The 25,533-nt window shown below is 50.4% G+C and carries 24 protein-coding genes; 21 read left to right on the top strand and 3 right to left on the bottom strand.

Going from position 1 to position 25,533, the window contains the following annotated elements; translation table 11 throughout:
* Positions 1-15: 15 nt before the first annotated feature.
* Positions 16-1,059 (bottom strand): rod shape-determining protein MreB, encoded by a 1,044-nt coding sequence (gene mreB, locus OGX66_RS13215; RefSeq protein ID WP_000913396.1) that lies wholly within the window; start codon positions 1,057-1,059, stop codon positions 16-18.
* Here mreB and OGX66_RS13210 point away from each other — a divergent pair.
* Positions 1,037-1,357 (top strand): hypothetical protein, encoded by a 321-nt coding sequence (locus OGX66_RS13210; protein ID WP_153752135.1) that lies wholly within the window; start codon positions 1,037-1,039, stop codon positions 1,355-1,357. The genes mreB and OGX66_RS13210 overlap by 23 nt on opposite strands.
* A gap of 8 nt (positions 1,358-1,365) precedes the next feature.
* Here OGX66_RS13210 and csrD read toward each other — a convergent pair whose 3' ends face one another.
* Positions 1,366-3,306 (bottom strand): RNase E specificity factor CsrD, encoded by a 1,941-nt coding sequence (csrD, locus tag OGX66_RS13205; protein WP_016151068.1) that lies wholly within the window; start codon positions 3,304-3,306, stop codon positions 1,366-1,368.
* A gap of 225 nt (positions 3,307-3,531) precedes the next feature.
* Here csrD and acuI point away from each other — a divergent pair, with 225 nt between their 5' ends.
* From acuI to OGX66_RS13140, 13 genes are all read left to right on the top strand, one after another.
* On the top strand, positions 3,532-4,506 hold the full coding sequence (gene acuI / locus OGX66_RS13200) for an acrylyl-CoA reductase (NADPH) (protein WP_016151069.1): 975 nt from the start codon (positions 3,532-3,534) through the stop codon (positions 4,504-4,506).
* A gap of 119 nt (positions 4,507-4,625) precedes the next feature.
* Positions 4,626-5,630 carry a protein-methionine-sulfoxide reductase catalytic subunit MsrP gene (gene msrP / locus OGX66_RS13195; RefSeq protein WP_003839884.1) on the top strand — a complete coding sequence of 335 codons (1,005 nt, stop codon included), beginning with the start codon at positions 4,626-4,628 and terminating at the stop codon, positions 5,628-5,630.
* Entirely contained in the window at positions 5,631-6,230 is a 600-nt protein-coding gene (msrQ, locus tag OGX66_RS13190; protein ID WP_044714547.1) for a protein-methionine-sulfoxide reductase heme-binding subunit MsrQ, read from the top strand.
* Positions 6,231-6,622: 392 nt separating this feature from the next.
* Positions 6,623-7,093 carry an acetyl-CoA carboxylase biotin carboxyl carrier protein gene (accB, locus tag OGX66_RS13185; RefSeq protein ID WP_003025210.1) on the top strand — a complete coding sequence of 157 codons (471 nt, stop codon included), beginning with the start codon at positions 6,623-6,625 and terminating at the stop codon, positions 7,091-7,093.
* Between the two features lie 10 nt (positions 7,094-7,103).
* Positions 7,104-8,453 carry an acetyl-CoA carboxylase biotin carboxylase subunit gene (gene accC, locus OGX66_RS13180; protein WP_003025213.1) on the top strand — a complete coding sequence of 450 codons (1,350 nt, stop codon included), beginning with the start codon at positions 7,104-7,106 and terminating at the stop codon, positions 8,451-8,453.
* Between the two features lie 107 nt (positions 8,454-8,560).
* Complete coding sequence (locus OGX66_RS13175; protein WP_003025216.1) at positions 8,561-8,803, top strand: YhdT family protein; 243 nt, start codon at positions 8,561-8,563, stop codon at positions 8,801-8,803.
* Entirely contained in the window at positions 8,793-10,244 is a 1,452-nt protein-coding gene (panF, locus tag OGX66_RS13170) for a sodium/pantothenate symporter (RefSeq protein WP_003839880.1), read from the top strand. The genes OGX66_RS13175 and panF overlap by 11 nt, the downstream gene beginning before the upstream one ends.
* 11 nt (positions 10,245-10,255) lie before the next feature.
* Positions 10,256-11,137, top strand: a complete 882-nt coding sequence (prmA, locus tag OGX66_RS13165; RefSeq protein WP_003839878.1) for a 50S ribosomal protein L11 methyltransferase — start codon at positions 10,256-10,258, stop codon at positions 11,135-11,137.
* Between the two features lie 128 nt (positions 11,138-11,265).
* Complete coding sequence (locus OGX66_RS13160) at positions 11,266-12,042, top strand: carbonic anhydrase (protein ID WP_270933394.1); 777 nt, start codon at positions 11,266-11,268, stop codon at positions 12,040-12,042.
* Between the two features lie 298 nt (positions 12,043-12,340).
* Positions 12,341-13,306 carry a tRNA dihydrouridine synthase DusB gene (dusB, locus tag OGX66_RS13155; protein WP_057102187.1) on the top strand — a complete coding sequence of 322 codons (966 nt, stop codon included), beginning with the start codon at positions 12,341-12,343 and terminating at the stop codon, positions 13,304-13,306.
* Positions 13,307-13,331: 25 nt separating this feature from the next.
* Positions 13,332-13,628 (top strand): DNA-binding transcriptional regulator Fis, encoded by a 297-nt coding sequence (gene fis, locus OGX66_RS13150; protein WP_000462905.1) that lies wholly within the window; start codon positions 13,332-13,334, stop codon positions 13,626-13,628.
* An 88-nt stretch (positions 13,629-13,716) separates the two neighbouring features.
* On the top strand, positions 13,717-14,601 hold the full coding sequence (yhdJ, locus tag OGX66_RS13145) for an adenine-specific DNA-methyltransferase (RefSeq protein WP_003839873.1): 885 nt from the start codon (positions 13,717-13,719) through the stop codon (positions 14,599-14,601).
* 82 nt (positions 14,602-14,683) lie between these two features.
* Entirely contained in the window at positions 14,684-14,848 is a 165-nt protein-coding gene (locus OGX66_RS13140; RefSeq protein WP_003025279.1) for a DUF2556 family protein, read from the top strand.
* Positions 14,849-14,893: 45 nt separating this feature from the next.
* Here OGX66_RS13140 and envR read toward each other — a convergent pair whose 3' ends face one another.
* Entirely contained in the window at positions 14,894-15,550 is a 657-nt protein-coding gene (gene envR / locus OGX66_RS13135; protein WP_003025283.1) for an acrEF/envCD operon transcriptional regulator, read from the bottom strand.
* Positions 15,551-15,969: 419 nt separating this feature from the next.
* Between envR and OGX66_RS13130 the strand changes: the two genes are divergently transcribed.
* The 7 genes from OGX66_RS13130 (at position 15,970) to OGX66_RS13100 (ending at position 25,363) form a co-directional block, all read left to right on the top strand.
* Positions 15,970-17,130 (top strand): efflux RND transporter periplasmic adaptor subunit, encoded by a 1,161-nt coding sequence (locus OGX66_RS13130; protein WP_088903009.1) that lies wholly within the window; start codon positions 15,970-15,972, stop codon positions 17,128-17,130.
* An 11-nt stretch (positions 17,131-17,141) separates the two neighbouring features.
* Complete coding sequence (locus tag OGX66_RS13125; RefSeq protein WP_270933411.1) at positions 17,142-20,255, top strand: efflux RND transporter permease subunit; 3,114 nt, start codon at positions 17,142-17,144, stop codon at positions 20,253-20,255.
* A 270-nt stretch (positions 20,256-20,525) separates the two neighbouring features.
* Entirely contained in the window at positions 20,526-20,747 is a 222-nt protein-coding gene (locus OGX66_RS13120) for a lipoprotein (protein WP_003025292.1), read from the top strand.
* Between the two features lie 460 nt (positions 20,748-21,207).
* Positions 21,208-22,233, top strand: coding sequence for an amino acid ABC transporter substrate-binding protein (locus OGX66_RS13115; protein ID WP_003025295.1), 1,026 nt, complete (start codon positions 21,208-21,210; stop codon positions 22,231-22,233).
* 69 nt (positions 22,234-22,302) lie between these two features.
* Entirely contained in the window at positions 22,303-23,484 is a 1,182-nt protein-coding gene (locus OGX66_RS13110) for an amino acid ABC transporter permease (RefSeq protein ID WP_032938248.1), read from the top strand.
* A 9-nt stretch (positions 23,485-23,493) separates the two neighbouring features.
* Positions 23,494-24,597 (top strand): amino acid ABC transporter permease, encoded by a 1,104-nt coding sequence (locus tag OGX66_RS13105; protein WP_086529795.1) that lies wholly within the window; start codon positions 23,494-23,496, stop codon positions 24,595-24,597.
* Between the two features lie 7 nt (positions 24,598-24,604).
* Positions 24,605-25,363 carry an amino acid ABC transporter ATP-binding protein gene (locus OGX66_RS13100; RefSeq protein WP_003025300.1) on the top strand — a complete coding sequence of 253 codons (759 nt, stop codon included), beginning with the start codon at positions 24,605-24,607 and terminating at the stop codon, positions 25,361-25,363.
* Positions 25,364-25,533 lie beyond the last annotated feature (170 nt).

The raw sequence follows: 25,533 nt of genomic DNA, 5'->3' as shown, positions 1-25,533 counted from the left end.
CCAACCTGCATCCGATTACTCTTCGCTGAACAGGTCGCCGCCGTGCATGTCGATCATTTCCAGCGCCTTGCCGCCGCCGCGCGCCACGCAGGTCAGCGGATCTTCAGCAACAACAACTGGAATACCGGTTTCTTCCATTAACAGACGGTCAAGGTTACGCAGCAGCGCACCGCCACCGGTCAGCACCATACCGCGTTCGGAGATGTCAGACGCCAGTTCCGGCGGGCACTGTTCCAGTGCAACCATTACCGCGCTAACGATACCGGTCAGCGGTTCCTGCAGGGCTTCCAGAATCTCGTTGGAGTTCAGGGTAAAGCCGCGCGGAACGCCTTCAGCCAGGTTACGACCGCGAACTTCGATTTCGCGCACTTCGTCGCCCGGATAAGCGGAACCGATCTCGTGTTTAATACGTTCTGCGGTCGCTTCACCGATCAGAGAACCGTAGTTACGACGAACATAATTAATGATGGCTTCATCAAAGCGGTCGCCGCCAATACGAACAGAAGAGGAGTAAACCACGCCGTTCAGGGAGATAACGGCAACTTCAGTGGTACCACCACCGATATCAACAACCATTGAACCGGTTGCTTCAGAAACTGGCAGACCCGCACCGATCGCAGCCGCCATCGGCTCTTCGATCAGGAAGACTTCACGAGCACCTGCGCCCTGAGCTGATTCACGGATCGCACGGCGTTCAACCTGAGTTGCTCCAACCGGTACACACACCAGTACGCGCGGGCTTGGGCGCATGAAGCTATTGCTGTGCACTTGCTTGATAAAGTGCTGGAGCATTTTTTCAGTCACGAAGAAGTCAGCGATAACGCCGTCTTTCATTGGGCGAATTGCAGCGATATTGCCCGGCGTACGACCCAGCATCTGCTTCGCATCATGACCTACTGCAGCCACGCTTTTCGGCGAACCGGCACGATCCTGACGAATGGCCACAACAGAAGGCTCATTCAATACGATGCCTTGTCCTTTTACATAAATAAGGGTATTCGCGGTACCCAGGTCAATGGACAGGTCATTGGAAAACATGCCACGAAATTTTTTCAACATACTAAGGGATAATCCTGAAAGCTGGGGCGGAAAACAAAATCCGCTTACTTTACCAACCACACGCAGCAGCGACAAGGCGCAAAAATCATCTGCTACGGTGAAAATTAGTGCAGTTCGTTTCCTTTGTTACAAAACCGGCCTGAGTCCATCAGGGCTGAATAAATCAGCAGCACTCCTCGCTTTTGTTTGCAACCTGTCAAAGGTCATTCACCTGCATGTTTGCTGTTACAACCTGGCGAGCAGGCAAGCACACCCCCAGAAGGCACAGCGCGCGTTATTCTACGTGAAAACAAATTAAACGGCAGGTTAAACCGAGTATCTTTGCGAATATTTTTTCACGTTAGTGTCAAGTGGTTGTGATGCAGCAAAAAAATCCCCTTGCCCACCCGCAACTCCGCGTTCTGTCAGCGTATGCCACTCACTACGCGAACGTACGCCCGTAGCGTAAACCTGCGTGGGTGTTCCCGAACAGGCCTCCACCAGGCTTTGAACCAGAAGCTGATTTTCCGTTCGCTTATCAATGTTCCTCACCAGACTTGGATGCAGCTTCAATAACTCAACGTTAAGCTCTTTAATCCAACTGGTGCTCACCAGCGTTAACCCCGCCTGCGTAACGGCAATACGCACGCCCAGCGCATTCATCAATCTGATGACGGGCTGTAACCGGCTGATATGTTGACAGACATCTGCCTCAGCAAGTTCAATAATTATGCGTTTGCGTAATGATTTTTCGCACTGCATCAGCGTATCACGCAGCCAGCGCTGAAAACGTGGGCGAATAAGCGATTCAACCGTTATCTGCATCGCCAGATTTTCCTGCGGCCAGTAACCCAAAAGCAGGGTCAGACGGCTTATCTGCAAACGGTCATACTCTTCAGCCAGGCCAAATTGAAGGACCATCGGCATATATTCCGCCGAAATGACCTCTTCGTTACCATCAAAAATACGGCACATCAGCTCCCGATGGTGCACCCGCCCTTCACGGGTTACTGCAGGCTTTTGATAAATTCTCGGCCCGCCCCGGCTGAGCATCTGTTCGATCAGCGTTCGCCAGCGTACGTTGCCCCGACCTTTTTCCGGCAGCGAGTCATCATAGACCGACCAGCTATTTCCGCCCTGCAATACCGAATTCCGCGTGGCTGCTTCAGCATGATCCATCACTTGCTCCGGCGACTGACCGCTGCGGCAAACGCAAATGCCAATATGAACCATATCGGCACGATCGATCATTTTATTAGCCGGAAGTGCATCTACCGCTTTTAATAATTGCCCGGCAATACTTTCCGCCTCTTTCAACGTGCGGTGTGGCAGCAGGATGGCAAAATCGCTACGGTGGTAACGCGCAAGCAACGCGCCCGGATAGCGCGTCATAAAAGTCGACAACAAATTGATCAGCGTCGAGATTTGTTCTTCCGCGAGGGTGATTCCCCAGCTATCGCGCAGCAGCGTAAAGTCCGGCAGGCGTACCATCATCACGACGCCATGCGAGCCTACTTTTTCCTGATCTTCCAGCAGCGTGGCCAGTTGGTTATCAAAGAACAGGCGGTTGCTTAGCCCAGTTTTTGTATCCTGCGCGACATAGGAACGAATCAGCGTATCCAGGCGGCTGCGTTGCTCGCGAGCATTTTGAATTTCAGTCAGCAGCATATCGAGCGCACTGCTGGTGCGCGCAGGCCATTCATAGACCGTTCCCCGCACGTTCGGCCCACGTTCGCCGTTCAGAATACGTGTGGAACGAATCTCCAGCAGCTCCTGACCCGAAAGCTGGCGCTGAAGCCAGCGCACAGACAAAAAGAGCATCAGAATAATGAAAGCAATGGCTATCGTGAGCGGTGCAGTGGTCAGTAGCGAATGGAAATAGTTACCCATCGGATCCTGATAAACCAGACGCAATGACATGCCCGGATGCTTGACCAACGGTACGGTGATCTCGCGGTAGAGATTGTTCGTCCCTGCCGGTCGGTAGCTACTGGTGCGCGAGTGGTCATACACCACGTGTTCGCCCTGCAACAGTTCGATGCGCACGATATCAACAGAAACCATCAGCTCATCGATTTGCGGGGTTAACGCAACGACATCTCTGGAGACCAGATGCGTATCAATCGCCGTCGCGACCGCCTGCACGCGCGTGGTGAACTTATATTGAATAGCGTTATAGAAACTCAGCGAACAGCCGATCAGAGTCACGAAGATCGTTAACCCAGTAAGCAGCGTGACAAAAGCTGAAAATTTCGTCGTTAATCGCATCCTTGTGTTAACTCCGACAGTTATGAAACAGGCCTGAAAGTGATAAAGCGACCCAAAAATGCAAAACTGAACGCAAAATCCGTCCATTTATACATACAGTGTGGGCATACTACCAAATCAGGTATATCTGGCAATTTATTGCGCAGAATCGGCATCATGTTTTGATTAGCGAGTATAGTCTTCATTAATAATTTTCCAATCCACTATACGAATTGAGGACAGGTTATGCAGGCTTTGATCTTAGAACAGCAGGACGGAAAAACCCTCGCATCCGTTCAACCCCTCGACGAAAATCAGCTACCTGAAGGCGATGTTACGGTGGATATCCACTGGTCAAGCCTGAACTATAAAGATGCTCTGGCTATCACTGGCAAGGGTAAAATCATTCGTAATTTTCCGATGATTCCTGGTATCGATTTCGCCGGTACCGTGCGTGCAAGCGAAGATCCCCGTTTTCATGCGGGTCAGGAAGTGTTACTGACCGGCTGGGGCGTGGGTGAAAATCATTGGGGTGGACTGGCAGAGCGCGCACGCGTGAAAGGCGACTGGCTGGTTGCGCTGCCAAAAGGACTGGATGGGCGTAAAGCCATGGTCATCGGTACCGCCGGCTTTACCGCTATGCTGTGCGTAATGGCGCTTGAAGATGCAGGTATTCGCCCGCAAGACGGTGAAATTGTCGTCACCGGCGCCAGCGGCGGCGTGGGCAGCACAGCCGTTGCGTTACTGCATAAGCTGGGTTATCAGGTTGCGGCGGTTTCGGGCCGTGAAAGCACCCACGACTACCTGAAAAGCCTGGGCGCTAACCGTATTCTTGGCCGCGATGAGTTTGCCGAGTCTCGTCCGCTGGAAAAACAGCTGTGGGCTGGCGCGGTGGATACCGTTGGCGACAAAGTTCTGGCAAAAGTTCTGGCGCAGATGAACTACGGTGGCTGCGTTGCCGCCTGCGGCCTGGCGGGTGGTTTCGCTCTGCCGACCACGGTGATGCCATTCATTCTGCGTAACGTTCGTTTGCAAGGAGTGGACTCGGTGATGACCCCGCCGGCACGCCGTGCAGAGGCCTGGGCGCGTCTGGTTAAGGATCTGCCGGAATCTTTCTATGCTCAGGCGGCAACGGAAATTACGCTGGCTGATGCGCCGAAGTTCGCCGATGCCATCATCAATAACCAGGTGCAAGGCCGTACGCTGGTGAAGGTGAAGTAACAGGCCCTGGCGCAGAAATTTACACTTAATTAACCAAATTTCGCGGCACATCTACAGACTCCCTGCCATATTAACTACGCGTCCCCTGTCAGTTATGACGCGTAAGCCGGGAGTCTGTTATGAAGAAATTACGTCCATTTACAGAAGCCGACGTCACTGATGAGTCGGCTTTTTTTATGCAGCGCCGCCAGGTACTAAAAGCATTAGGGATCAGCGCTGCCGCCTTGTCTTTGCCCCTCTCTGCACAGGCCGATCTTCTGAGCTGGTTTAAGGGCAACGATCGCCCGCCCGCACCTGCAGGTAAGCCGCTTGATTTCAGTAAGCCCTCCGCCTGGCAAAATTCACTTCCTTTAACGCCTGCGGATAAGGTTTCTGGCTACAACAACTTCTACGAGTTCGGTCTCGATAAAGCGGATCCGGCAGCCAATGCAGGCAGCCTGAAAACCGATCCGTGGACGTTGCAAATCAGTGGCGAGGTGGCAAAACCACTCACCCTCGATCACGATTCGCTGACCACCCGTTTCCCGCTGGAAGAACGGATTTATCGGATGCGCTGCGTGGAAGCCTGGTCAATGGTCGTGCCGTGGATCGGCTTTCCGTTACATAAACTGCTGGCGCAGGTTGAACCCACCAGCAACGCAAAGTATGTCGCGTTCGAAACGCTGTACGCACCGGATGATATGCCGGGACAGAAAGATCGCTTTATTGGCGGCGGGCTAAAATATCCCTATGTTGAAGGACTGCGTCTGGATGAAGCAATGCACCCACTCACACTGCTTACTGTGGGGGTTTATGGCAAGGCCCTTCCACCACAAAATGGCGCGCCCATTCGCTTAATTGTGCCGTGGAAATATGGATTTAAAGGCATTAAGTCGATCGTGAGTATCAAACTCACGCGCGAACGCCCTCCGACAACCTGGAATCTGGCCGCGCCCAATGAATACGGATTTTATGCCAACGTGAATCCGCATGTCGATCACCCCCGCTGGTCCCAGGCCACTGAGCGTTTTATTGGCGCAGGCGGTATCCTGGACGTACAGCGTCAGCCCACGCTGATGTTTAACGGCTATGCCGAAGAGGTTGCATCACTGTATCGCGGACTCAATTTGCAGGAGAATTTTTAAGTGCGTCTGACCGCAAAGCACATTATCGCGATGAAAGTTTGCCTGCATCTTGCCGGTTTATTGCCGTTTATCTGGCTATTTTGGGCGGTAAATCACGGCGGCCTGAGCGCCGATCCGGTCAAAGATATCCAGCACTTTACCGGTAGGACAGCTCTGAAATTCTTGCTGGCGACCTTGCTGGTCTCTCCACTCACGCGCTACGCTAAACAGCCATTATTGATACGCACACGTCGTCTGTTAGGGCTATGGTGTTTCGCCTGGGCAACGCTGCATTTAACCAGCTACGCGTTACTGGAGCTGGGCATTAATAATCTGGCGTTATTAGGGCGGGAATTACTTACGCGACCTTATTTAACATTGGGCATTGCTAGCTGGGTCATATTATTCGCCCTCACTTTAACATCTACGCAAGCTGCACAGAGAATGCTGGGTAAAAACTGGCAGTATCTGCACAACTTCGTCTATCTTGTGGCGATCCTGGCACCCATACATTATTTGTGGTCGGTAAAAATTATCTCCCCTCAACCGATTATTTATGCAGCGCTCGCGGCGGTGCTGCTAGCGTGCCGTTACAAGAAGTTTCGCCAGTGGTGGCGGTAGTTTCACGTTATGTGCAGTGCGTTGCAAAACACGGACGATCCGATTTTCTTTACATGTTAACGGTTGATTATCTTCCCTGATAAGACCAGTATTTAGCTGCCAATTGCTACGAAATAGTTATAATGTGCGACTTTGCTATCCCCGGTAGCGTTTTTAAAGCGCTGAAAGGGTGACAATCGCATATTGAAGGTATATTTTGTCTTTTACCCGAAAATGGCAGAAGATAGCCGCACAATGACTAACAAGTCTGGCAATCTCATTTAATGGCAGCAGCACCCAGTGCAGCGCCTGAGATGCGTGGCATCTTGTCACTCACTGTTATAAAAATGCTATACAGACGGCGGTAAAACGCTTGTCACAATCTCACTAAACAAAGAGTACGGAACCCACTCATGGATATTCGTAAGATTAAAAAACTGATCGAGCTGGTTGAAGAATCAGGCATCTCCGAACTGGAAATTTCTGAAGGCGAAGAATCTGTACGCATCAGCCGTGCAGCGCCAGCTGCAAGTTTTCCGATGATGCAACAGGCTTATGCTGCACCAGTGATGCAGCAGCCAGCTCTGTCTAACGCTGTCGCACAAACTGCCTCTCCAAGTATGGAAGCTCCGGCAGCAGCGGAAATCAGTGGTCACATCGTACGCTCCCCAATGGTTGGTACGTTCTACCGCACCCCGAGCCCGGATGCGAAAGCGTTCATCGAAATCGGCCAGAAAGTGAATGCGGGCGATACCCTGTGCATCGTTGAAGCCATGAAAATGATGAACCAGATCGAAGCCGACAAATCCGGCGTAGTTAAAGCGATTCTGGTAGAAAGCGGTCAACCGGTAGAATTTGACGAGCCGCTGGTCGTCATCGAATAACGAGGCGAACATGTTGGATAAAATTGTTATCGCCAACCGCGGCGAGATTGCCTTGCGTATTCTTCGTGCCTGTAAAGAACTGGGCATCAAGACTGTCGCGGTGCATTCAAGCGCGGATCGCGATTTAAAACACGTATTGCTGGCGGATGAGACGGTCTGTATTGGCCCGGCAGCATCCGTAAAAAGCTATCTGAACATCCCGGCTATCATTAGCGCTGCTGAAATCACTGGCGCGGTGGCAATTCACCCGGGTTATGGCTTCCTCTCTGAGAACGCCAACTTTGCTGAACAGGTAGAACGTTCCGGCTTTATCTTCATCGGCCCGAAAGCCGACACCATCCGCCTGATGGGTGACAAAGTGTCCGCAATCACCGCGATGAAGAAAGCAGGTGTACCAACAGTCCCAGGCTCTGACGGCCCGCTGGGTGATGACATGGACGCTAACCGCGCTCATGCTAAACGCATCGGTTATCCGGTTATCATCAAAGCCTCCGGCGGCGGCGGCGGTCGCGGTATGCGCGTCGTGCGCAGCGATGCCGAACTGGCACAATCCATCTCCATGACCAAAGCGGAAGCGAAAGCGGCTTTCAACAACGACATGGTTTACATGGAGAAGTACCTGGAAAACCCACGCCACATTGAGATTCAGGTGCTGGCAGACGGTCAGGGTAACGCAATTTATCTGGCAGAGCGTGACTGCTCCATGCAGCGTCGTCACCAGAAAGTTGTCGAAGAAGCACCTGCACCGGGCATTACTCCGGAACTGCGTCGCTACATCGGCGAGCGTTGCGCCAAAGCCTGTGTTGATATCGGCTATCGCGGGGCGGGTACTTTCGAGTTCCTGTTCGAAAACGGCGAGTTCTACTTCATTGAGATGAACACCCGTATTCAGGTTGAACACCCGGTAACCGAAATGATCACCGGCGTTGACCTGATCAAAGAGCAACTGCGCATCGCAGCGGGTCAACCGCTGTCCATCAAGCAGGACGAAGTTGTGGTTAAAGGCCATGCGGTAGAATGCCGTATCAATGCCGAAGACCCGAACACCTTCCTGCCAAGCCCGGGTAAAATCACGCGTTTCCACGCGCCGGGTGGTTTTGGTGTGCGTTGGGAGTCTCATATTTACGCAGGCTACACCGTACCTCCGTACTATGACTCAATGATCGGTAAGCTGATCTGCTATGGCGAAAACCGCGACGTCGCTATCGCCCGTATGAAAAACGCCTTGCAGGAACTGATCATCGACGGTATCAAAACCAACGTTGACCTGCAGATCCGTATCATGAATGACGAGCACTTCCAGCACGGTGGAACCAATATCCACTATCTGGAGAAAAAACTCGGACTTCAGGAAAAGTAAGCGTGCGTTAACCAAAAAGGCCGGAAATTCCGGCCTTTTGTTTTTCTCCCCTCCCGCACGTGCCATAAGGTACAATCCCCGCTTTCTTTATCCACAAGGGACAAAAAATGGACGCTCGTTTTGTTCAGGCCCATAAAGAGGCGCGCTGGGCGCTGTGGCTAACCCTTTTATATCTGGTTACATGGTTAGTGACCGCTTACTTACCTGATTCAACGCTGGGTTTTACCGGCTTACCGCACTGGTTCGAAATGGCCTGCCTGCTAACGCCGCTGGTTTTCATCGTGCTGTGCTGGGCGATGGTGAAGTTTATCTATCGCGACATTTCGTTGGAGGATGACGATGCAGCTTGAAGTTATTTTACCGCTGGTCGCCTATCTTCTGGTGGTCTTCGGTCTTTCTGTTTACGCCATGCGTAAGAGAGTGACCGGTACCTTCCTGAATGAATATTTCCTTGGCAGCCGTTCCATGGGCGGGGTCGTGTTAGCGATGACGCTAACGGCAACCTACATTAGCGCCAGCTCGTTTATTGGCGGTCCTGGCGCTGCTTACAAATACGGACTGGGATGGGTGCTGCTGGCGATGATCCAGTTGCCTGCCGTCTGGCTCTCATTGGGGATTCTTGGTAAGAAATTCGCGATTCTGGCGCGTCGTTATAATGCTGTTACCCTCAACGATATGCTGTTTGCGCGCTACCAGAGCCGCCTGCTGGTGTGGCTGGCGAGTCTCAGCCTGCTGGTCGCGTTTGTCGGAGCAATGACCGTACAGTTTATTGGCGGCGCACGTCTGCTTGAAACCGCAGCGGGCATTCCTTACGAAACTGGATTGCTGATTTTTGGCGTCAGTATCGCATTGTATACGGCGTTCGGCGGATTTCGCGCCAGTGTACTGAACGATACCATGCAGGGTATGGTGATGCTGATTGGAACTATCGTTTTGCTGGTCGGCGTCGTCCATGCTGCCGGTGGCCTTAGCAATGCGGTGGTAACCCTGCAGACTATCGATCCTAAACTGGTCTCGCCGCAGGGCGCTGATGACATTTTGTCACCCACGTTTATGACCTCATTTTGGGTATTGGTGTGTTTTGGCGTAATTGGCCTGCCGCATACGGCGGTACGCTGCATCTCTTATAAAGACAGTAAAGCGGTACACCGCGGCATTATCATCGGCACCATAGTGGTGGCGATCCTGATGTTTGGTATGCATCTGGCGGGTGCTCTGGGACGGGCGGTAATCCCTGACCTGACGGTACCAGACCTGGTTATCCCTACGCTGATGGTCAAAGTCTTGCCGCCGATCGCTGCCGGGATCTTCCTTGCGGCTCCCATGGCCGCGATCATGTCGACGATCAATGCCCAATTGCTGCAAAGTTCCGCTACGATCATTAAGGATCTGTACCTGAACCTTCGTCCGGAACAGCTTAAAAATGAAACCCGGCTGAAGCGCATGTCAGCAGTGATTACCCTATTGCTGGGCGCGTTACTGTTGCTGGCCGCCTGGAAACCACCAGAGATGATTATCTGGCTGAATCTGCTGGCGTTTGGCGGGCTGGAAGCCGTCTTCCTGTGGCCGCTGGTGCTGGGCCTCTACTGGGAGCGGGCAAACGCGTCAGGCGCATTGAGCGCGATGATTGTCGGCGGCGTGCTTTATGCTTTACTCGCCACCTTTAACGTTCAGTTCCTGGGCTTCCATCCGATCGTGCCCTCGTTACTGATAAGCTTGCTGGCTTTCCTGATCGGCAACCGTTTCGGTTCCGCCGTCCCGCAAGTCGCCATATTGACTACTGATAAATAAAGAGTTTTGCCATGCCATGGATCCAACTGAAACTGAACACGACCGGTGCCAACGCTGAAGAGTTGAGCGATGCGCTGATGGAAGCGGGCTCCGTTTCCATTACTTTCCAGGATACGCATGATACGCCGGTATTTGAACCTCTGCCGGGCGAGACTCGCCTGTGGGGTGATACCGACGTTATCGGCTTGTTCGATGCAGAAACCGACATGAAAGAAGTTGTTGCCATCCTGGAACAGCATCCGCTGCTGGGTGAAGGCTTCGTGCATAAAATCGAACAGCTCGAAGACAAAGACTGGGAACGCGAATGGATGGATAACTTCCACCCAATGCGCTTTGGCGAACGTCTGTGGATTTGCCCGAGCTGGCGCGATGTCCCGGATGAGAATGCTGTCAACGTGATGCTGGACCCGGGTCTGGCGTTTGGTACAGGCACGCACCCCACCACCTCTCTGTGCCTGCAATGGCTGGACGGTCTTGATCTTAACGGTAAAACGGTTATCGACTTTGGCTGCGGCTCCGGCATTCTTGCCATTGCGGCACTGAAACTGGGTGCGGCGAAAGCCATTGGCGTGGATATCGATCCGCAAGCGATTCAGGCCAGCCGTGATAACGCCCAGCGTAATGGTGTTTCTGAGCGTCTGGAGCTTTATCTGCCGAAAGACCAGCCAGAGGCGATGAAAGCCGACGTGGTGGTCGCCAACATCCTTGCTGGCCCATTACGTGAACTGGCTCCGTTAATCAGCGTACTGCCCGTAGAAGGCGGTTTGCTGGGGCTTTCTGGTATTCTTGCCAGCCAGGCGGAAAGCGTCTGTGAAGCCTATGCCGATCTCTTTACGCTCGATCCGGTTATTGAGAAAGAAGAGTGGTGTCGCATTACCGGCCAGAAAAAATAATCCCTTCCGGCGTGGTTATCTGACCACGCCATTTTCAGACAATAGACCAGCATACCGACACTTTCCTCAGCGATATAATAATCAATTGATTTTGTTATTTTTTATATTGATTTTCATTGAGTAAACGTATGCGTTTCAACTGTTTTACAACAACTTTGCTGGCAGCATGCCTGATGCCACTGACCACGCTGGCCGTACCATGGGGATATACCGAAGAAAATGGCCCCGCACGGTGGGGAGAAATCAGCAAAGCGTATGCAACGTGCCAGACAGGCATAAACCAATCCCCCATAGACATCCAGACCACCACAACCAGTAAACTCGGTCTTCCCGCGCTCAACATGCAGTACGTCGATGGCCCAACTAGATTTCGGAGCATTAACCATACGTTGCAGGCAACGATGAGTAGCTATACATCTAATTCCATTGAAATTGATGAAACGCTTTATTATTTAAAACAATTTGAATTCCACGCCCCGAGTGAACATGCCCTCAACGGTAAAACCTATCCGCTGGAGCTGCAGCTGCTCCACAAAAATCAATCCGGAGACATCGCTATCGTGGCGGTTATGTTTGACGTCGGCGAACCGAACCAGGCGATTCAAAATTTGTGGGAGTCCTTTCCAGCCATGGAAGACAGCAGTATGCCCATCTTCTCACCAGTTAATATCAATCAGCTTTTACCCGACAATAAAACCTACTGGCGCTACCGTGGTTCGTTAACAACGCCTCCCTGCAGCGAAGGCGTCACTTGGGCTGTCCTGAAAACGCCTGTTGCTCTTTCAACCGAACAGCTGGATAAATTTCACTACATTGTTGGGCGTGCAAACAATCGCCCGCTGCAGCCGTTGAATGAACGCAAGATTACGGAAAGCTATTCTGGGGATAACGAGATCCTGTACTAAAATGAGGTAGCGATCACACAATGGCGAGGTGATTTGCTGATTAATTCAGCAGAATATCTTGTCAGTACCTTCTGCAGCTGAAGAAAAAATGAGAAGTTACGCAAAATTATATGTGTATATAAAATAGACACATCTTTATAATGCAATGATTTATATGATTAAATATTTTCATACGTTCACATTTACGGCAATTCATTGATCCACCTCAGTGGATTGGTCAAAGTTTGGCCTTTCATCTCGTGCGAAAAATGCGTAATATACGCCGCCTTGCAGTCACAGTATGGTCATTTCTTAACTCATGCGCATCGGACAATACCAGCTCAGAAATCGCCTGATCGCAGCACCTATGGCTGGCATCACTGACAGACCATTCAGGACGCTGTGCTATGAGATGGGAGCAGGATTGACGGTATCCGAGATGATGTCTTCTAACCCGCAGGTTTGGGAAAGTGACAAGTCTCGTTTACGGATGGTGCACGTTGATGAGCCAGGAATTCGCACGGTGCAAATTGCCGGTAGCGACCCTGTTGAGATGGCCGATGCCGCACGTATTAACGTGGAAAGCGGCGCCCAGATTATTGATATCAATATGGGGTGTCCGGCTAAAAAAGTGAATCGTAAGCTCGCAGGTTCAGCCCTCTTGCAGTACCCGGATTTAGTGAAGTCGATACTAACCGAGGTCGTCAATGCAGTGGACGTTCCTGTCACACTCAAGATTCGCACCGGCTGGGCTCCGGAACACCGTAACTGCGTAGAGATTGCCCAACTGGCTGAAGATTGTGGCATTCAGGCTCTGACCATTCATGGACGCACCCGCGCCTGTTTGTTCAATGGAGATGCTGAGTACGACAGTATTCGGGCAGTTAAGCAGAAAGTTTCCATTCCGATTATCGCGAATGGCGACATTACTGACCCGCATAAAGCCAGAGCTGTACTCAACTATACGGGGGCGGATGCCCTGATGATAGGACGTGCAGCTCAGGGAAGACCCTGGATCTTTCGGGAAATCCAGCATTATCTGGACACTGGGGAGCTGCTGCCCCCGCTGCCTCTGGCAGAGGTGAAGCGCTTGCTTTGTGCGCACGTTCGGGAACTGCACGACTTTTATGGTCAGGCAAAAGGGTACCGAATTGCGCGTAAACACGTATCCTGGTATCTCCAGGAACACGCTCCGGATGACCAGTTTCGGCGCACATTCAACGCCATTGAAGATTCCAGCGAACAGCTGGCGGCGTTGGAGGCATACTTCGAAAATTTTGCGTAAACAGAAATAAAGAGCTGACAGAACTATGTTCGAACAACGCGTAAATTCTGACGTACTGACCGTTTCTACCGTTAACTCTCAGGACCAGGTAACTCAAAAGCCCCTGCGTGACTCGGTTAAACAGGCACTGAAGAACTATTTTGCTCAATTGAATGGTCAGGATGTTAACGATCTCTATGAGCTGGTACTGGCTGAAGTAGAACAGCCCCTGTTGGACATGGTGATGCAATACACCCGCGGTAACCAGACCCGTGCTGCCCTGATGATGGGCATCAACCGTGGTACGCTGCGTAAAAAACTAAAAAAATACGGCATGAACTGATACTAATCAGTTAAATGTTTGTTTTAAAAGGCGCTACTCGGCATGGGGAAGCGCCTTTTTTATTAACTTCACACGGGAGGCTTTGGCGATGAACGCAAGATGTGAACCTGTCTATTTTGGCGATGAATCTAAAAAGATAATCCTGGGTGATGCACTGACCGAACTGAAAAAGCTGTCTTCTGAAAGCGTCGATCTCATTTTTGCCGATCCACCTTATAACATCGGTAAAGATTTTGACGGGATGGTGGAGTCCTGGGATGAAGAGGCTTTTCTGGCGTGGCTGTTTGAGTGCATTGACGAGTGCCATCGCATTCTCAAACCGCACGGCACCATGTACATCATGAACAGTACGGAGAACATGCCGTATATTGACCTCAAATGCCGCCAGCTCTTTACTATCAAGAGCCGTATCGTGTGGTCATACGATAGCTCAGGGGTACAGGCCAAAAATTACTTTGGTTCGATGTATGAACCGATCCTGATGATGGTAAAAGATCAGAAAAACTACACATTTAATCGTGACGATATTCTGGTTGAAGCCAAAACCGGGGCTCAACGCGCGCTAATAGACTACAGAAAAAATCCACCGCAGCCATACAATCAGAAAAAAGTGCCGGGAAATGTCTGGGAGTTCCCACGCGTTCGCTATCTGATGGACGAATACGAAAACCACCCCACCCAGAAACCCAAAGCCCTCCTGGAGCGTATAATTCTGGCATCCTCGAACCCAGATGACAGGGTACTGGATCCGTTTGCCGGCAGCTTCACCACCGGTGCCACCGCCGTGGAATTGGGTCGCAAGTTTGTCGGGATTGAGATCAATGTTGAATACGTAAAAATGGGGCTCAGAAGACTGAGTATCGGTTCTCATTTTTCAGAAATTGAGCTTGCCAAGGTGAAAAAACGTAAGACAAAAAACCTGTCTAAAAAGAGTCGATTGACGGCAAAGAGCGGCGATCTTTCAACAAAGTAAAGGCATTGTAAGTCTGCTTTTCAGGTTACAGATTTCGTGTATATTCCCTGCACGCTTGGGCATGAATACACAGGGTTTGGTAATGATTCGCAAGTATTGGTGGCTGGTTGTTTTTGCAGTATTCGTTTTTCTTTTTGATGCGCTGCTCATCCAATGGATAGAGCTGATGACAACAGAGCACGATAAGTGCCGGAATATGAACTCAGTGAATCCCCTTAAGCTGGTCAACTGCGTCGACCTCGAATAGCGCCACAAACCCCACTTCAGCAGCCGTCAGGCCTGGCGGCTAAAACTACCCCACCTGACTCTCACTCTGCGCTAATTGCCTTACGCTACCATCTGGGCTTAACATTTTTAATACATTATCAACTAATACTGGCGCTTGTTTATAAAGATCATAACTCATTGGATTAATGAGCCAGTTTTTAACAATGCCACTAAAACTCCCATGAAGAATAATTATTATAACGTCTAAATCAAGGCTGGTTGCGATAAGTCCGTCGTCCATACATTTTTGCAAGGCAATGCGCATACCCAGATGATTGATACCAATTTTTTCACGAATAGCCTGTTCCGATATCATATCGTTATGGAATTCACATTTATGATATAAAATTTGCATTAATGCCTGCTGGCGAGGATTCTGCGCAATATATTGCAACCCCACAACTAACTTTTCACGCAGTCGCTGTAAAGGATTATCTCCCCAACGGCCAATAAGCTGGTCCTGAATAAGATCGCGCAATGGCGGTTGTTGTAACCATAGTTCATTAAACAATTGCGTCTTGTTTTCAAAATGCCAATACAGCGCCCCCCGCGTCACGCTGGCGGCGTCTGCAATGTCGTTTAGCGTCGTATTGCTTACGCCACGTGCGGCAAACTGTACAATCGCTGTTTCTATCAGGTGCTGCCGCGTTTTGAGGGCATCAGCTTTCGTTTTTCTGGCCATGGTTTCAGCTGTCTGAGGTAAGGGTAAGGTAGAGAATGATTAACTTTCTTATCTAATATTTGCTAAACGCAATAAATGTATCACTTAGCATTTATTTAAACGAGCCCTAAAAAATATTATTACTGACTTTGCACACGAATAAACAAAACAAATACCAACAATCAATATATTCACAAACCAAATACTTATTTCAATTTGTGTTTATACGCATCATAGCATTGCTATTAACACCACAATGAAACAGCAGTCGATTAATCTCTTTTTGCTTTTACGTGCCGTGAATCGCACCCATAAATAAGTATTACTTACATCGCAAGCTAATAATTTGTAGGATAGCCAACTATTATTTTCTCTTGTGCGCGTTATCGCCCCTGCGTTACCCGGTTAATAACGAGCGTTCGGTTTTTTAAGGAATTGAAATGACGAAAAATGCCAGGTTTTCACTCCTGCCCTCATTCATCATCGTCTCCGCTGCATTACTCGCCGGTTGTAACGATCAGGGAGAAACACAAGCTCATCCCGCAGAACCGCAGGTGATTGTCCATGTCGTCGAAAAGGCTCCTTTAGCCGTAACGACCGAATTACCCGGGCGCACAACGGCATTCCGAATTGCAGAAGTCCGTCCCCAGGTCAGCGGGATAGTGCTTAAACGAAATTTCACTGAGGGAAGCGATATTGAAGCCGGACAGTCGCTTTATCAGATCGATCCCGCGACTTACCAGGCCGACTATGACAGCGCCAAAGGTGAACTGGCGAAGAGTGAAGCGGCGGCTGCAATCGCGCATTTAACGGTAAAACGCTATGTGCCATTGGTTGGCACCAAGTACATCAGCCAGCAAGAGTACGATCAGGCAATTGCTGATGCTCGTCAGGCCGATGCCTCCGTGATCGCGGCAAAAGCGGCGGTCGAAGGCGCGCGTATCAATCTGGCCTACACAAAAGTGACATCGCCGATTAGCGGACGCATCGGTAAATCTAACGTCACCGAAGGCGCATTAGTCACGAATGGCCAGGCTACAGAGCTTGCTACCGTTCAACAGCTCGATCCCATTTACGTCGACGTAACACAGTCCAGTAACGACTTTATGCGCCTCAAACAGTCTGTTGAGCAAGGGAGTCTGCATAAAGACAGCACCAGCAGTACGGTCGAACTGGTGATGGAAAATGGTCAGTCATACCCGCTAAAAGGCTCTTTGCAGTTTTCTGATGTGACGGTTGATGAAAGCACCGGCTCAATCACCCTCAGAGCCGTGTTCCCTAACCCAGAGCATACGCTGTTGCCGGGCATGTTTGTGCGCGCACGCATTGATGAAGGTGTTCAGCCAAATGCCATTCTCGTTCCGCAGCAGGGGGTAACACGTACGCCTCGCGGCGATGCCACCGTAATGGTCGTCAATGACAAGAGTCAGGTTGAGTCTCGCGCAGTCGTTGCTGCACAAGCCATTGGCGACAAATGGCTTATCAGCGAAGGCCTGCAACCGGGTGACAAAGTTATCGTGAGCGGCTTACAGAAAGCACGTCCAGGCGTTCAGGTTAAAGCAACCGCCGATACCGAAACTCCTGCCACGAAAGCCCAATAAGGTAACCGGACATGGCTAACTTTTTTATCAGGCGTCCTATCTTTGCCTGGGTACTGGCTATCATTCTGATGATGGCGGGTGCTCTGGCAATCATGCAACTGCCCGTGGCACAGTACCCGACCATTGCGCCTCCTGCGGTCGCCATTTCTGCCACCTATCCTGGTGCAGATGCGCAGACGGTTCAGGATACAGTCACACAGGTTATCGAACAGAATATGAATGGTATCGATAACCTGATGTATATGTCCTCCACCAGCGACTCGGCCGGGAGTGTGACTATTACGCTGACTTTCCAGTCCGGTACCGATCCCGATATCGCGCAAGTACAGGTGCAAAATAAACTGCAGCTCGCCACTCCGTTACTGCCGCAAGAAGTTCAGCAGCAAGGGATCAGCGTCGAGAAATCGAGTAGCAGCTTTTTGATGGTCGCGGGTTTTGTTTCTGACAACCCACAAACCACACAGGATGACATTTCCGACTACGTCGCTTCGAACGTTAAAGACTCAATCAGCCGTCTGAATGGCGTGGGTGACGTGCAGCTGTTTGGTGCACAGTACGCCATGCGCATCTGGCTGGATGCAAACTTATTGAACAAATATCAGCTCACGCCGGTTGATGTGATCAATCAGTTGAAGGTACAGAACGATCAGATTGCCGCAGGTCAGTTAGGGGGGACGCCTGCATTACCTAACCAGCAGTTGAACGCCTCTATCATTGCGCAAACGCGACTGAAAGACCCTGAAGAGTTCGGGAAAGTGACTTTACGCGTGAACAGCGATGGTTCGGTTGTTCACCTGAAAGACGTCGCGCGTATCGAGTTGGGTGGGGAAAACTACAACGTCGTGGCGCGTATTAACGGTAAGCCTGCATCCGGCCTTGGGATCAAGCTGGCAACCGGGGCAAACGCGCTGGATACCGCGAACGCTATCAAAGCCAAGCTGGTTGAACTGCAACCATTCTTCCCGCAGGGAATGAAGGTGGTCTACCCGTACGACACGACGCCGTTTGTGACCATCTCCATTCATGAAGTGGTAAAAACGCTGTTTGAAGCGATCGTGCTGGTGTTCCTGGTCATGTATTTGTTCCTGCAAAACATCCGGGCAACGCTCATTCCAACCATCGCTGTCCCTGTCGTATTGTTGGGCACATTCGCCGTACTTGCCGCGTTTGGCTACTCGATAAACACCCTGACGATGTTCGGCATGGTGCTCGCCATCGGTCTATTGGTCGATGATGCGATAGTGGTGGTGGAAAACGTGGAACGCGTGATGATGGAAGATAATCTGCCGCCTAAAGAGGCGACGGAAAAGTCCATGTCACAAATACAGGGAGCACTGGTTGGTATTGCCATGGTGCTGTCTGCGGTATTTATCCCGATGGCCTTCTTTGGCGGTTCAACTGGGGCTATCTATCGGCAGTTCTCCATTACCATCGTTTCCGCCATGGCGCTTTCTGTACTGGTAGCGCTGATCCTGACTCCTGCGCTTTGTGCAACGTTGTTGAAGCCGGTATCGGCTGAGCATCACGAGAAAAAAAGCGGTTTCTTTGGCTGGTTTAATACCAAATTCGATCACAGCGTCAATCACTATACCAATAGCGTCAGCGGTATTGTGCGTAAAACAGGGCGTTACCTTGCCGTCTATCTGATCATCGTGATCGGAATGGCGGTTCTGTTTATGCGCCTGCCGACCTCCTTCCTGCCAGAGGAGGATCAGGGTGTGTTTATGACAATGATTCAACTTCCGGCAGGAGCTACGCAAGAGCGCACCCAGAAAGTACTGGATCAAGTTACTCAGTACTACCTGACCAATGAGAAAGCTAACGTCGAAAGCGTCTTCACGGTTAACGGTTTTAGCTTCAGCGGTCAGGGGCAAAACTCAGGTCTGGCATTCGTTAGCCTCAAGCCCTGGAATGAACGTAGCGGCGAGGAAAATAGTGTTGAAGCGGTCATTGCACGCGCCACACGCACGTTCAGCCAGATCCGCGATGGGTTAGTCTTCCCCTTCAATATGCCCGCTATTGTTGAACTGGGTACCGCAACCGGCTTCGATTTTGAGCTGATCGATCAGGGCGGTCTGGGGCATACTGCGTTGACGCAAGCGCGTAACCAACTACTGGGAATGGTCGCTAAACACCCCGATCTGTTGGTTCGCGTTCGTCCTAACGGACTGGAAGATACTCCGCAGTTTAAGCTGGATGTTGATCAGGAGAAAGCACAGGCACTGGGGGTATCGCTGTCGGATATCAACGAAACTATCTCCGCATCACTGGGCGGCTATTACGTCAATGACTTTATTGACCGCGGTCGTGTGAAAAAAGTGTACGTTCAGGGGGATGCAAAATACCGCATGCTGCCAGCGGACATCAATAATCTGTATATCCGCAGCTCCAATGGCGAAATGGTTCCGTTCTCTGCGTTCAGTGCATCACATTGGATTTATGGTTCACCGCGACTGGAACGTTACAACGGTATGCCATCCATGGAAATACTGGGCGAAGCGGCACCAGGGCGAAGCACTGGTGAAGCAATGGCGCTGATGGAAAGTCTGGCGGAAAAACTGCCGAATGGTATTGGTCATGACTGGACGGGTATGTCTTATCAGGAAAGGCTGTCGGGTAACCAGGCGCCTGCGCTGTATGCCATCTCGTTAATCGTAGTATTCCTTTGCCTTGCCGCATTGTATGAAAGCTGGTCTATTCCTTTCTCGGTGATGCTGGTTGTACCGCTCGGTGTTGTAGGTGCATTGTTAGCAGCATCACTGCGCGGGATGAATAACGATGTGTATTTCCAGGTTGGCTTACTAACCACTATCGGCCTCTCGGCTAAGAACGCCATCCTGATCGTCGAGTTTGCCAAAGACCTGATGGATAAAGAAGGCAAGGGGTTGATTGAAGCGACGCTGGAGGCATCACGTATGCGTCTTCGTCCTATCCTGATGACATCCCTGGCCTTTATTCTGGGGGTTATGCCTCTGGTTATCAGTCACGGAGCAGGTAGTGGTGCACAGAATGCGGTCGGTACAGGTGTTATGGGAGGAATGCTGACCGCAACATTGTTGGCTATCTTCTTCGTCCCCGTCTTCTTTGTTGTCGTGAGACGGCGTTTTAGTCGGCACAACGATTAATTTGTAAAATAAAGGCGTCTACGGACGCCTTTTTTACCTACGATGCTCCTCTTTATTTATTAGTAAGATAGCCATTTATTTCATTTAAACTATCCCTCTAAACTCGCTTACGACCTTTCTTTTTATCCATTATTTTTACAATCCACATGAATTGAGATTATTCCTCATGTCAGTCCTTTTTTAAGAAGTGGTAAAATAATCACCGAGTTCGCAGATGGCTTAGCGTTTGTCTTTGCTTAATTAGCGAAACGCTTATTTTGAGGTAACACCATGAAAAGATTAATATCCGTTGCATTGCTTACCGCATTCCTGGCTGGCTGTGCACACGATTCTCCTTGCGTACCTGTATACGACGATCAGGGGCGCCTGGTTCATACCAATACCTGTATGAAAGGCACTACCCAGGATAACTGGGAAACAGCCGGAGCCATCGCCGGTGGTGCTGCAGCAGTTGCCGGACTAACACTTGGGATTGTCGCCCTGACCAAATAAATCATCTCAAAAGCGCGGTTATTACCGCGCTTTGAGCACTAAGCATAAAATCTACATATAAGACAAAACGTTGCTTAATAGCGACTGACATATAATAAAATTATTATAGATTTCCCTCACACATCCACGATTTAAAATTAGCATTTTTTCTGTTTTTCGTTACACCACAGTTTCTTTTCATTATTTTCACGCCATTAATATTAACGCCAGAAATCGTTATCACGCGTCCTGTCTGATTTTTAAATTTTTTGCGCCGAAATGTGGCTTACGTTTCAATTTTGCACCACTTCAGGGCGCTGCATTTATTTTTTCCTGTCTACACTCTGCATATTGCGTCGAATAATCAGGCGCAAAAAACTGGCACTACCTTTGCTTAAAAGAGTATGGCCAAAGCCACAGACAGGTAAAAGACGTTTTCAGAACGTTTCCATAACAATAATTCCTCCACACAGGATGCTCTATGAAAAAGATGATAATCGCCAGCCTGGCTGCGGCCGGCGTGCTGCTTGCTGTTGCAAATCAGGCGCATGCCGGCGCAACACTTGATGCCGTAAAGAAAAAAGGGTTTGTGCAATGTGGGATCAGCGACGGCTTGCCTGGCTTTTCTTATGCCGATGCAAGCGGCAAGTTCTCGGGTATTGATGTTGATGTATGTCGTGGCGTTGCCTCCGCCGTATTTGGCGATGATAGCAAAGTAAAATATACCCCGCTCACCGCCAAGGAACGCTTTACTGCATTACAGTCTGGTGAAGTCGACATGCTCTCTCGTAATACCACGTGGACCTCCTCTCGTGATGCCGGTATGGGTATGTCCTTCACTGGCGTAACGTATTATGACGGCATTGGTTTTCTTACCCACAATAAAGCAGGTCTGAAGAGCGCTAAAGAGCTGGATGGCGCAACGGTCTGTATTCAGGCGGGAACCGATACCGAACTGAACGTGGCCGACTACTTTAAAGCCAACAATATGAAGTACACCCCCGTCACCTTTGACCGCTCGGATGAATCAGCCAAAGCTCTGGAATCTGGACGTTGCGATACGCTGGCTTCCGACCAGTCTCAGCTGTATGCCCTACGCATCAAGCTGAGCAATCCTGCGGAGTGGATCGTCCTGCCAGAAGTTATTTCTAAAGAACCACTGGGACCTGTCGTACGTCGTGGGGACGATGAGTGGTTCTCCATTGTTCGCTGGACGCTGTTCGCCATGTTGAATGCGGAAGAAATGGGTGTTAACTCGAAAAACGTCGATGAAAAAGCAGCTAATCCAGCAACTCCGGATATGGCTCACCTGTTGGGTAAAGAAGGGGATTATGGCAAGGATCTGAAACTTGATAACAAATGGGCCTACAACATTATCAAGCAGGTTGGTAACTATTCGGAGATCTTTGAACGTAACGTTGGCTCGGAAAGTCCGCTGAAGATCAAACGTGGACAGAACAACCTCTGGAATAACGGTGGCATCCAATATGCGCCACCGGTGCGCTAATGCTTAGTGATGTAACGGGCGCCGCAACTGCGGCGCTCAGCCCAGAGTCATAGTTACTGAGGTTTTCTTATGTTCCATCGCCGCTCAACCATAAAAGGATCGTTATCCTTTTCTAACCCTGCGGTCCGCGCCTGGTTATTTCAAATACTCGCCGTCATTGCGGTTATCAGCATTGCGGTCTATCTCATTCATAACACGATAAATAACCTGAACAATAGCGGTATTACCTCGGGGTTTTCTTTTCTCGATCGCAGTGCCGGATTTGGTATTGTCCAGCATCTGATTGATTACGAGCAAGGCGATACGTATGGCCGTGTCTTTGTGGTCGGCCTGCTCAATACACTATTAGTTTCTGCATTGTGTATTGTTTTCGCATCAATTCTCGGTTTCTTTCTCGGACTGGCACGCCTGTCAGATAACTGGTTATTGCGAAAACTCTCGACGATCTACATCGAAACGTTCCGCAATATACCGCCGCTGCTGCAGATCTTCTTCTGGTATTTCGCTGTATTACGTAACCTGCCCGGCCCACGCCAGGCTGTTAACGCACTGGATTTGATGTTCCTGAGTAACCGGGGGCTCTATATACCGGCCCCACAAATGGGAGAAGGTTTTTTTGCCTTTTGCACCGCTGTCGTTATCGCTATCGTCGTCACCATCGGATTATTTCGCTTCAACAGAATGCATCAGACCAAAACCGGCCAGCTACGTCGGACCTGGCCCACGGCTCTGGCGTTGGTCGTACTTTTACCGGTGATTTCACAGTGGATGTTTGGCGCTGCGCTTCACTGGGATATTCCCGCGCTTCGTGGTTTTAACTTCCGTGGCGGTATGGTGCTTATTCCCGAACTGGCGGCACTGACTCTGGCGCTTTCGGTGTACACCTCGGCATTTATTGCAGAAATTATTCGGGCGGGAATTCAGGCCGTTCCTTATGGCCAACATGAAGCCGCACGCTCGCTGGGCCTGCCAAATCCGGTGACGCTACGCCAGGTAATCATCCCACAGGCGCTACGCGTCATCATTCCCCCACTGACCAGCCAGTACCTGAATATCGTCAAGAATTCTTCTCTTGCGGCCGCCATTGGCTATCCGGACATGGTTTCACTGTTTGCCGGCACGGTACTCAATCAAACAGGGCAAGCCATTGAAACGATCGCCATCACCATGTCGGTATACCTGATCATTAGTCTGAGTATTTCTTTGCTGATGAATATTTATAACCGCCGTATTGCACTGATTGAGCGCTAAGGAGCCATGATGACAAAAGCCCTGCTGTCTCACCCCTCACGCCAGCGCAGTAATCCGGCAAGCCGCAGCCTACTCTGGGTGCGTAAAAACCTGTTCTCCAGTTGGTCAAATAGCCTGCTCACCCTACTATGCATATGGCTGATTTGGTCATTTCTTCCGCCACTGTTGAACTGGGTATTCTTTCAGGCCAACTGGGTCGGTTCAACCCGAGCAGACTGCACCAAAGCCGGAGCCTGCTGGGTGTTCATTCATGAACGCTTTGGGCAATTCATGTATGGACTTTATCCCCACGATCAGCGCTGGCGTGTAAATCTGGCCCTGATAATTGGTTTACTGTCTATCGTTCCCATGTTCTTGAAAACAATCCCGCATCGTGGCCGCTATATCGCCGTCTGGGCCGTCGTTTATCCAGTGGTGGTTTGGTGGCTGATGTACGGGGGTTTTTTCGGGCTGGAGCGCGTAGAAACCCGGCAGTGGGGTGGATTAGCACTGACGCTAATTATCGCATCCGTGGGGATTGCAGGCGCGCTTCCATGGGGCATTTTACTGGCGCTGGGACGTCGTTCCCATATGCCAGTCGTGCGGGTTTTATCCGTCATTTTCATTGAGTTCTGGCGCGGTGTGCCGTTGATTACCGTTCTGTTTATGTCCTCGGTCATGCTTCCTCTGTTTATGTCCGAAGGAACCAGTATCGACAAGCTTATCCGGGCCCTGGTCGGCGTTATTCTTTTCCAGTCGGCCTATGTCGCAGAAGTGGTTCGCGGAGGGTTACAAGCCCTACCAAAAGGTCAGTATGAAGCCGCTGAATCACTGGCGTTAGGATACTGGAAAACTCAGGGGCTGGTCATTCTTCCGCAAGCCCTCAAGCTGGTTATCCCTGGCCTGGTTAACACGATTATCGCCCTGTTCAAGGATACCAGTCTGGTCATTATCATCGGTCTGTTTGATCTCTTCAGTAGCGTGCAGCAAGCAACTGTGGACCCTGCGTGGCTGGGTATGTCGACAGAAGGATATGTTTTCGCTGCACTGATTTACTGGATCTTCTGTTTCAGTATGTCGCGTTACAGCCAACATCTGGAAAAACGTTTTAACACCGGGCGTACACCGCACTGAGGAATTTATGAGCCAATTATTAATGCCGTCTACCGACGCGATGATTACGCTGGAAAACGTCAACAAATGGTACGGACAGTTTCACGTCCTGAAAAACATCAACCTGAAGGTAAAACAGGGAGAGCGCATCGTATTATGCGGGCCTTCCGGTTCGGGTAAATCGACAACTATCCGCTGTATTAACCATCTGGAAGAGCATCAGCAAGGACGCATTGTGGTGGATGGGATTGAACTCAATGAAGACATCCGCAATATTGAACGCGTCCGACAAGAAGTTGGCATGGTCTTTCAGCACTTTAATCTCTTTCCTCATTTAACTGTCCTACAAAACTGCACACTGGCGCCTATCTGGGTGCAAAAGATGCCGAAAAAAGAGGCTGAAGTACTGGCAATGCACTACCTCGAGCGGGTCCGCATTGCCGAACATGCGCATAAATATCCCGGGCAAATCTCTGGTGGACAACAACAGCGCGTGGCCATTGCACGCTCGCTGTGTATGAAACCCAAAATCATGTTATTTGATGAACCCACATCAGCGTTGGATCCTGAAATGGTAAAAGAAGTGCTGGATACCATGATAGGTCTGGCACAATCGGGCATGACCATGCTATGTGTAACCCATGAAATGGGCTTTGCCCGCACAGTAGCTGACCGGGTGATCTTTATGGATCTTGGCGAGATTGTGGAACAGGCACCACCGGATGAGTTTTTTGCTCACCCCAAATCTGAACGCACTCGTGCGTTTTTATCGCAGGTTATTCATTAAAGCCATATGCCGGATACAGTTCCGGCTTATTTCCGCGTATAAACGCAAAAAGGCCATCCTTTCGGATGGCCTTTTGCTTTTATTTGATGTCTGGCAGTTCCCTACTCTCGCATGGGGAGACCCCACACTACCATCGGCGCTACGGCGTTTCACTTCTGAGTTCGGCATGG

It is taken from the genome of Citrobacter sp. Cf072, assembly GCF_030334485.1.
Taxonomy (GTDB): domain Bacteria; phylum Pseudomonadota; class Gammaproteobacteria; order Enterobacterales; family Enterobacteriaceae; genus Citrobacter; species Citrobacter freundii.
Note: the sequence above shows the minus strand (reverse complement) of the source record. Positions and strands in the feature narration are given on the sequence as shown.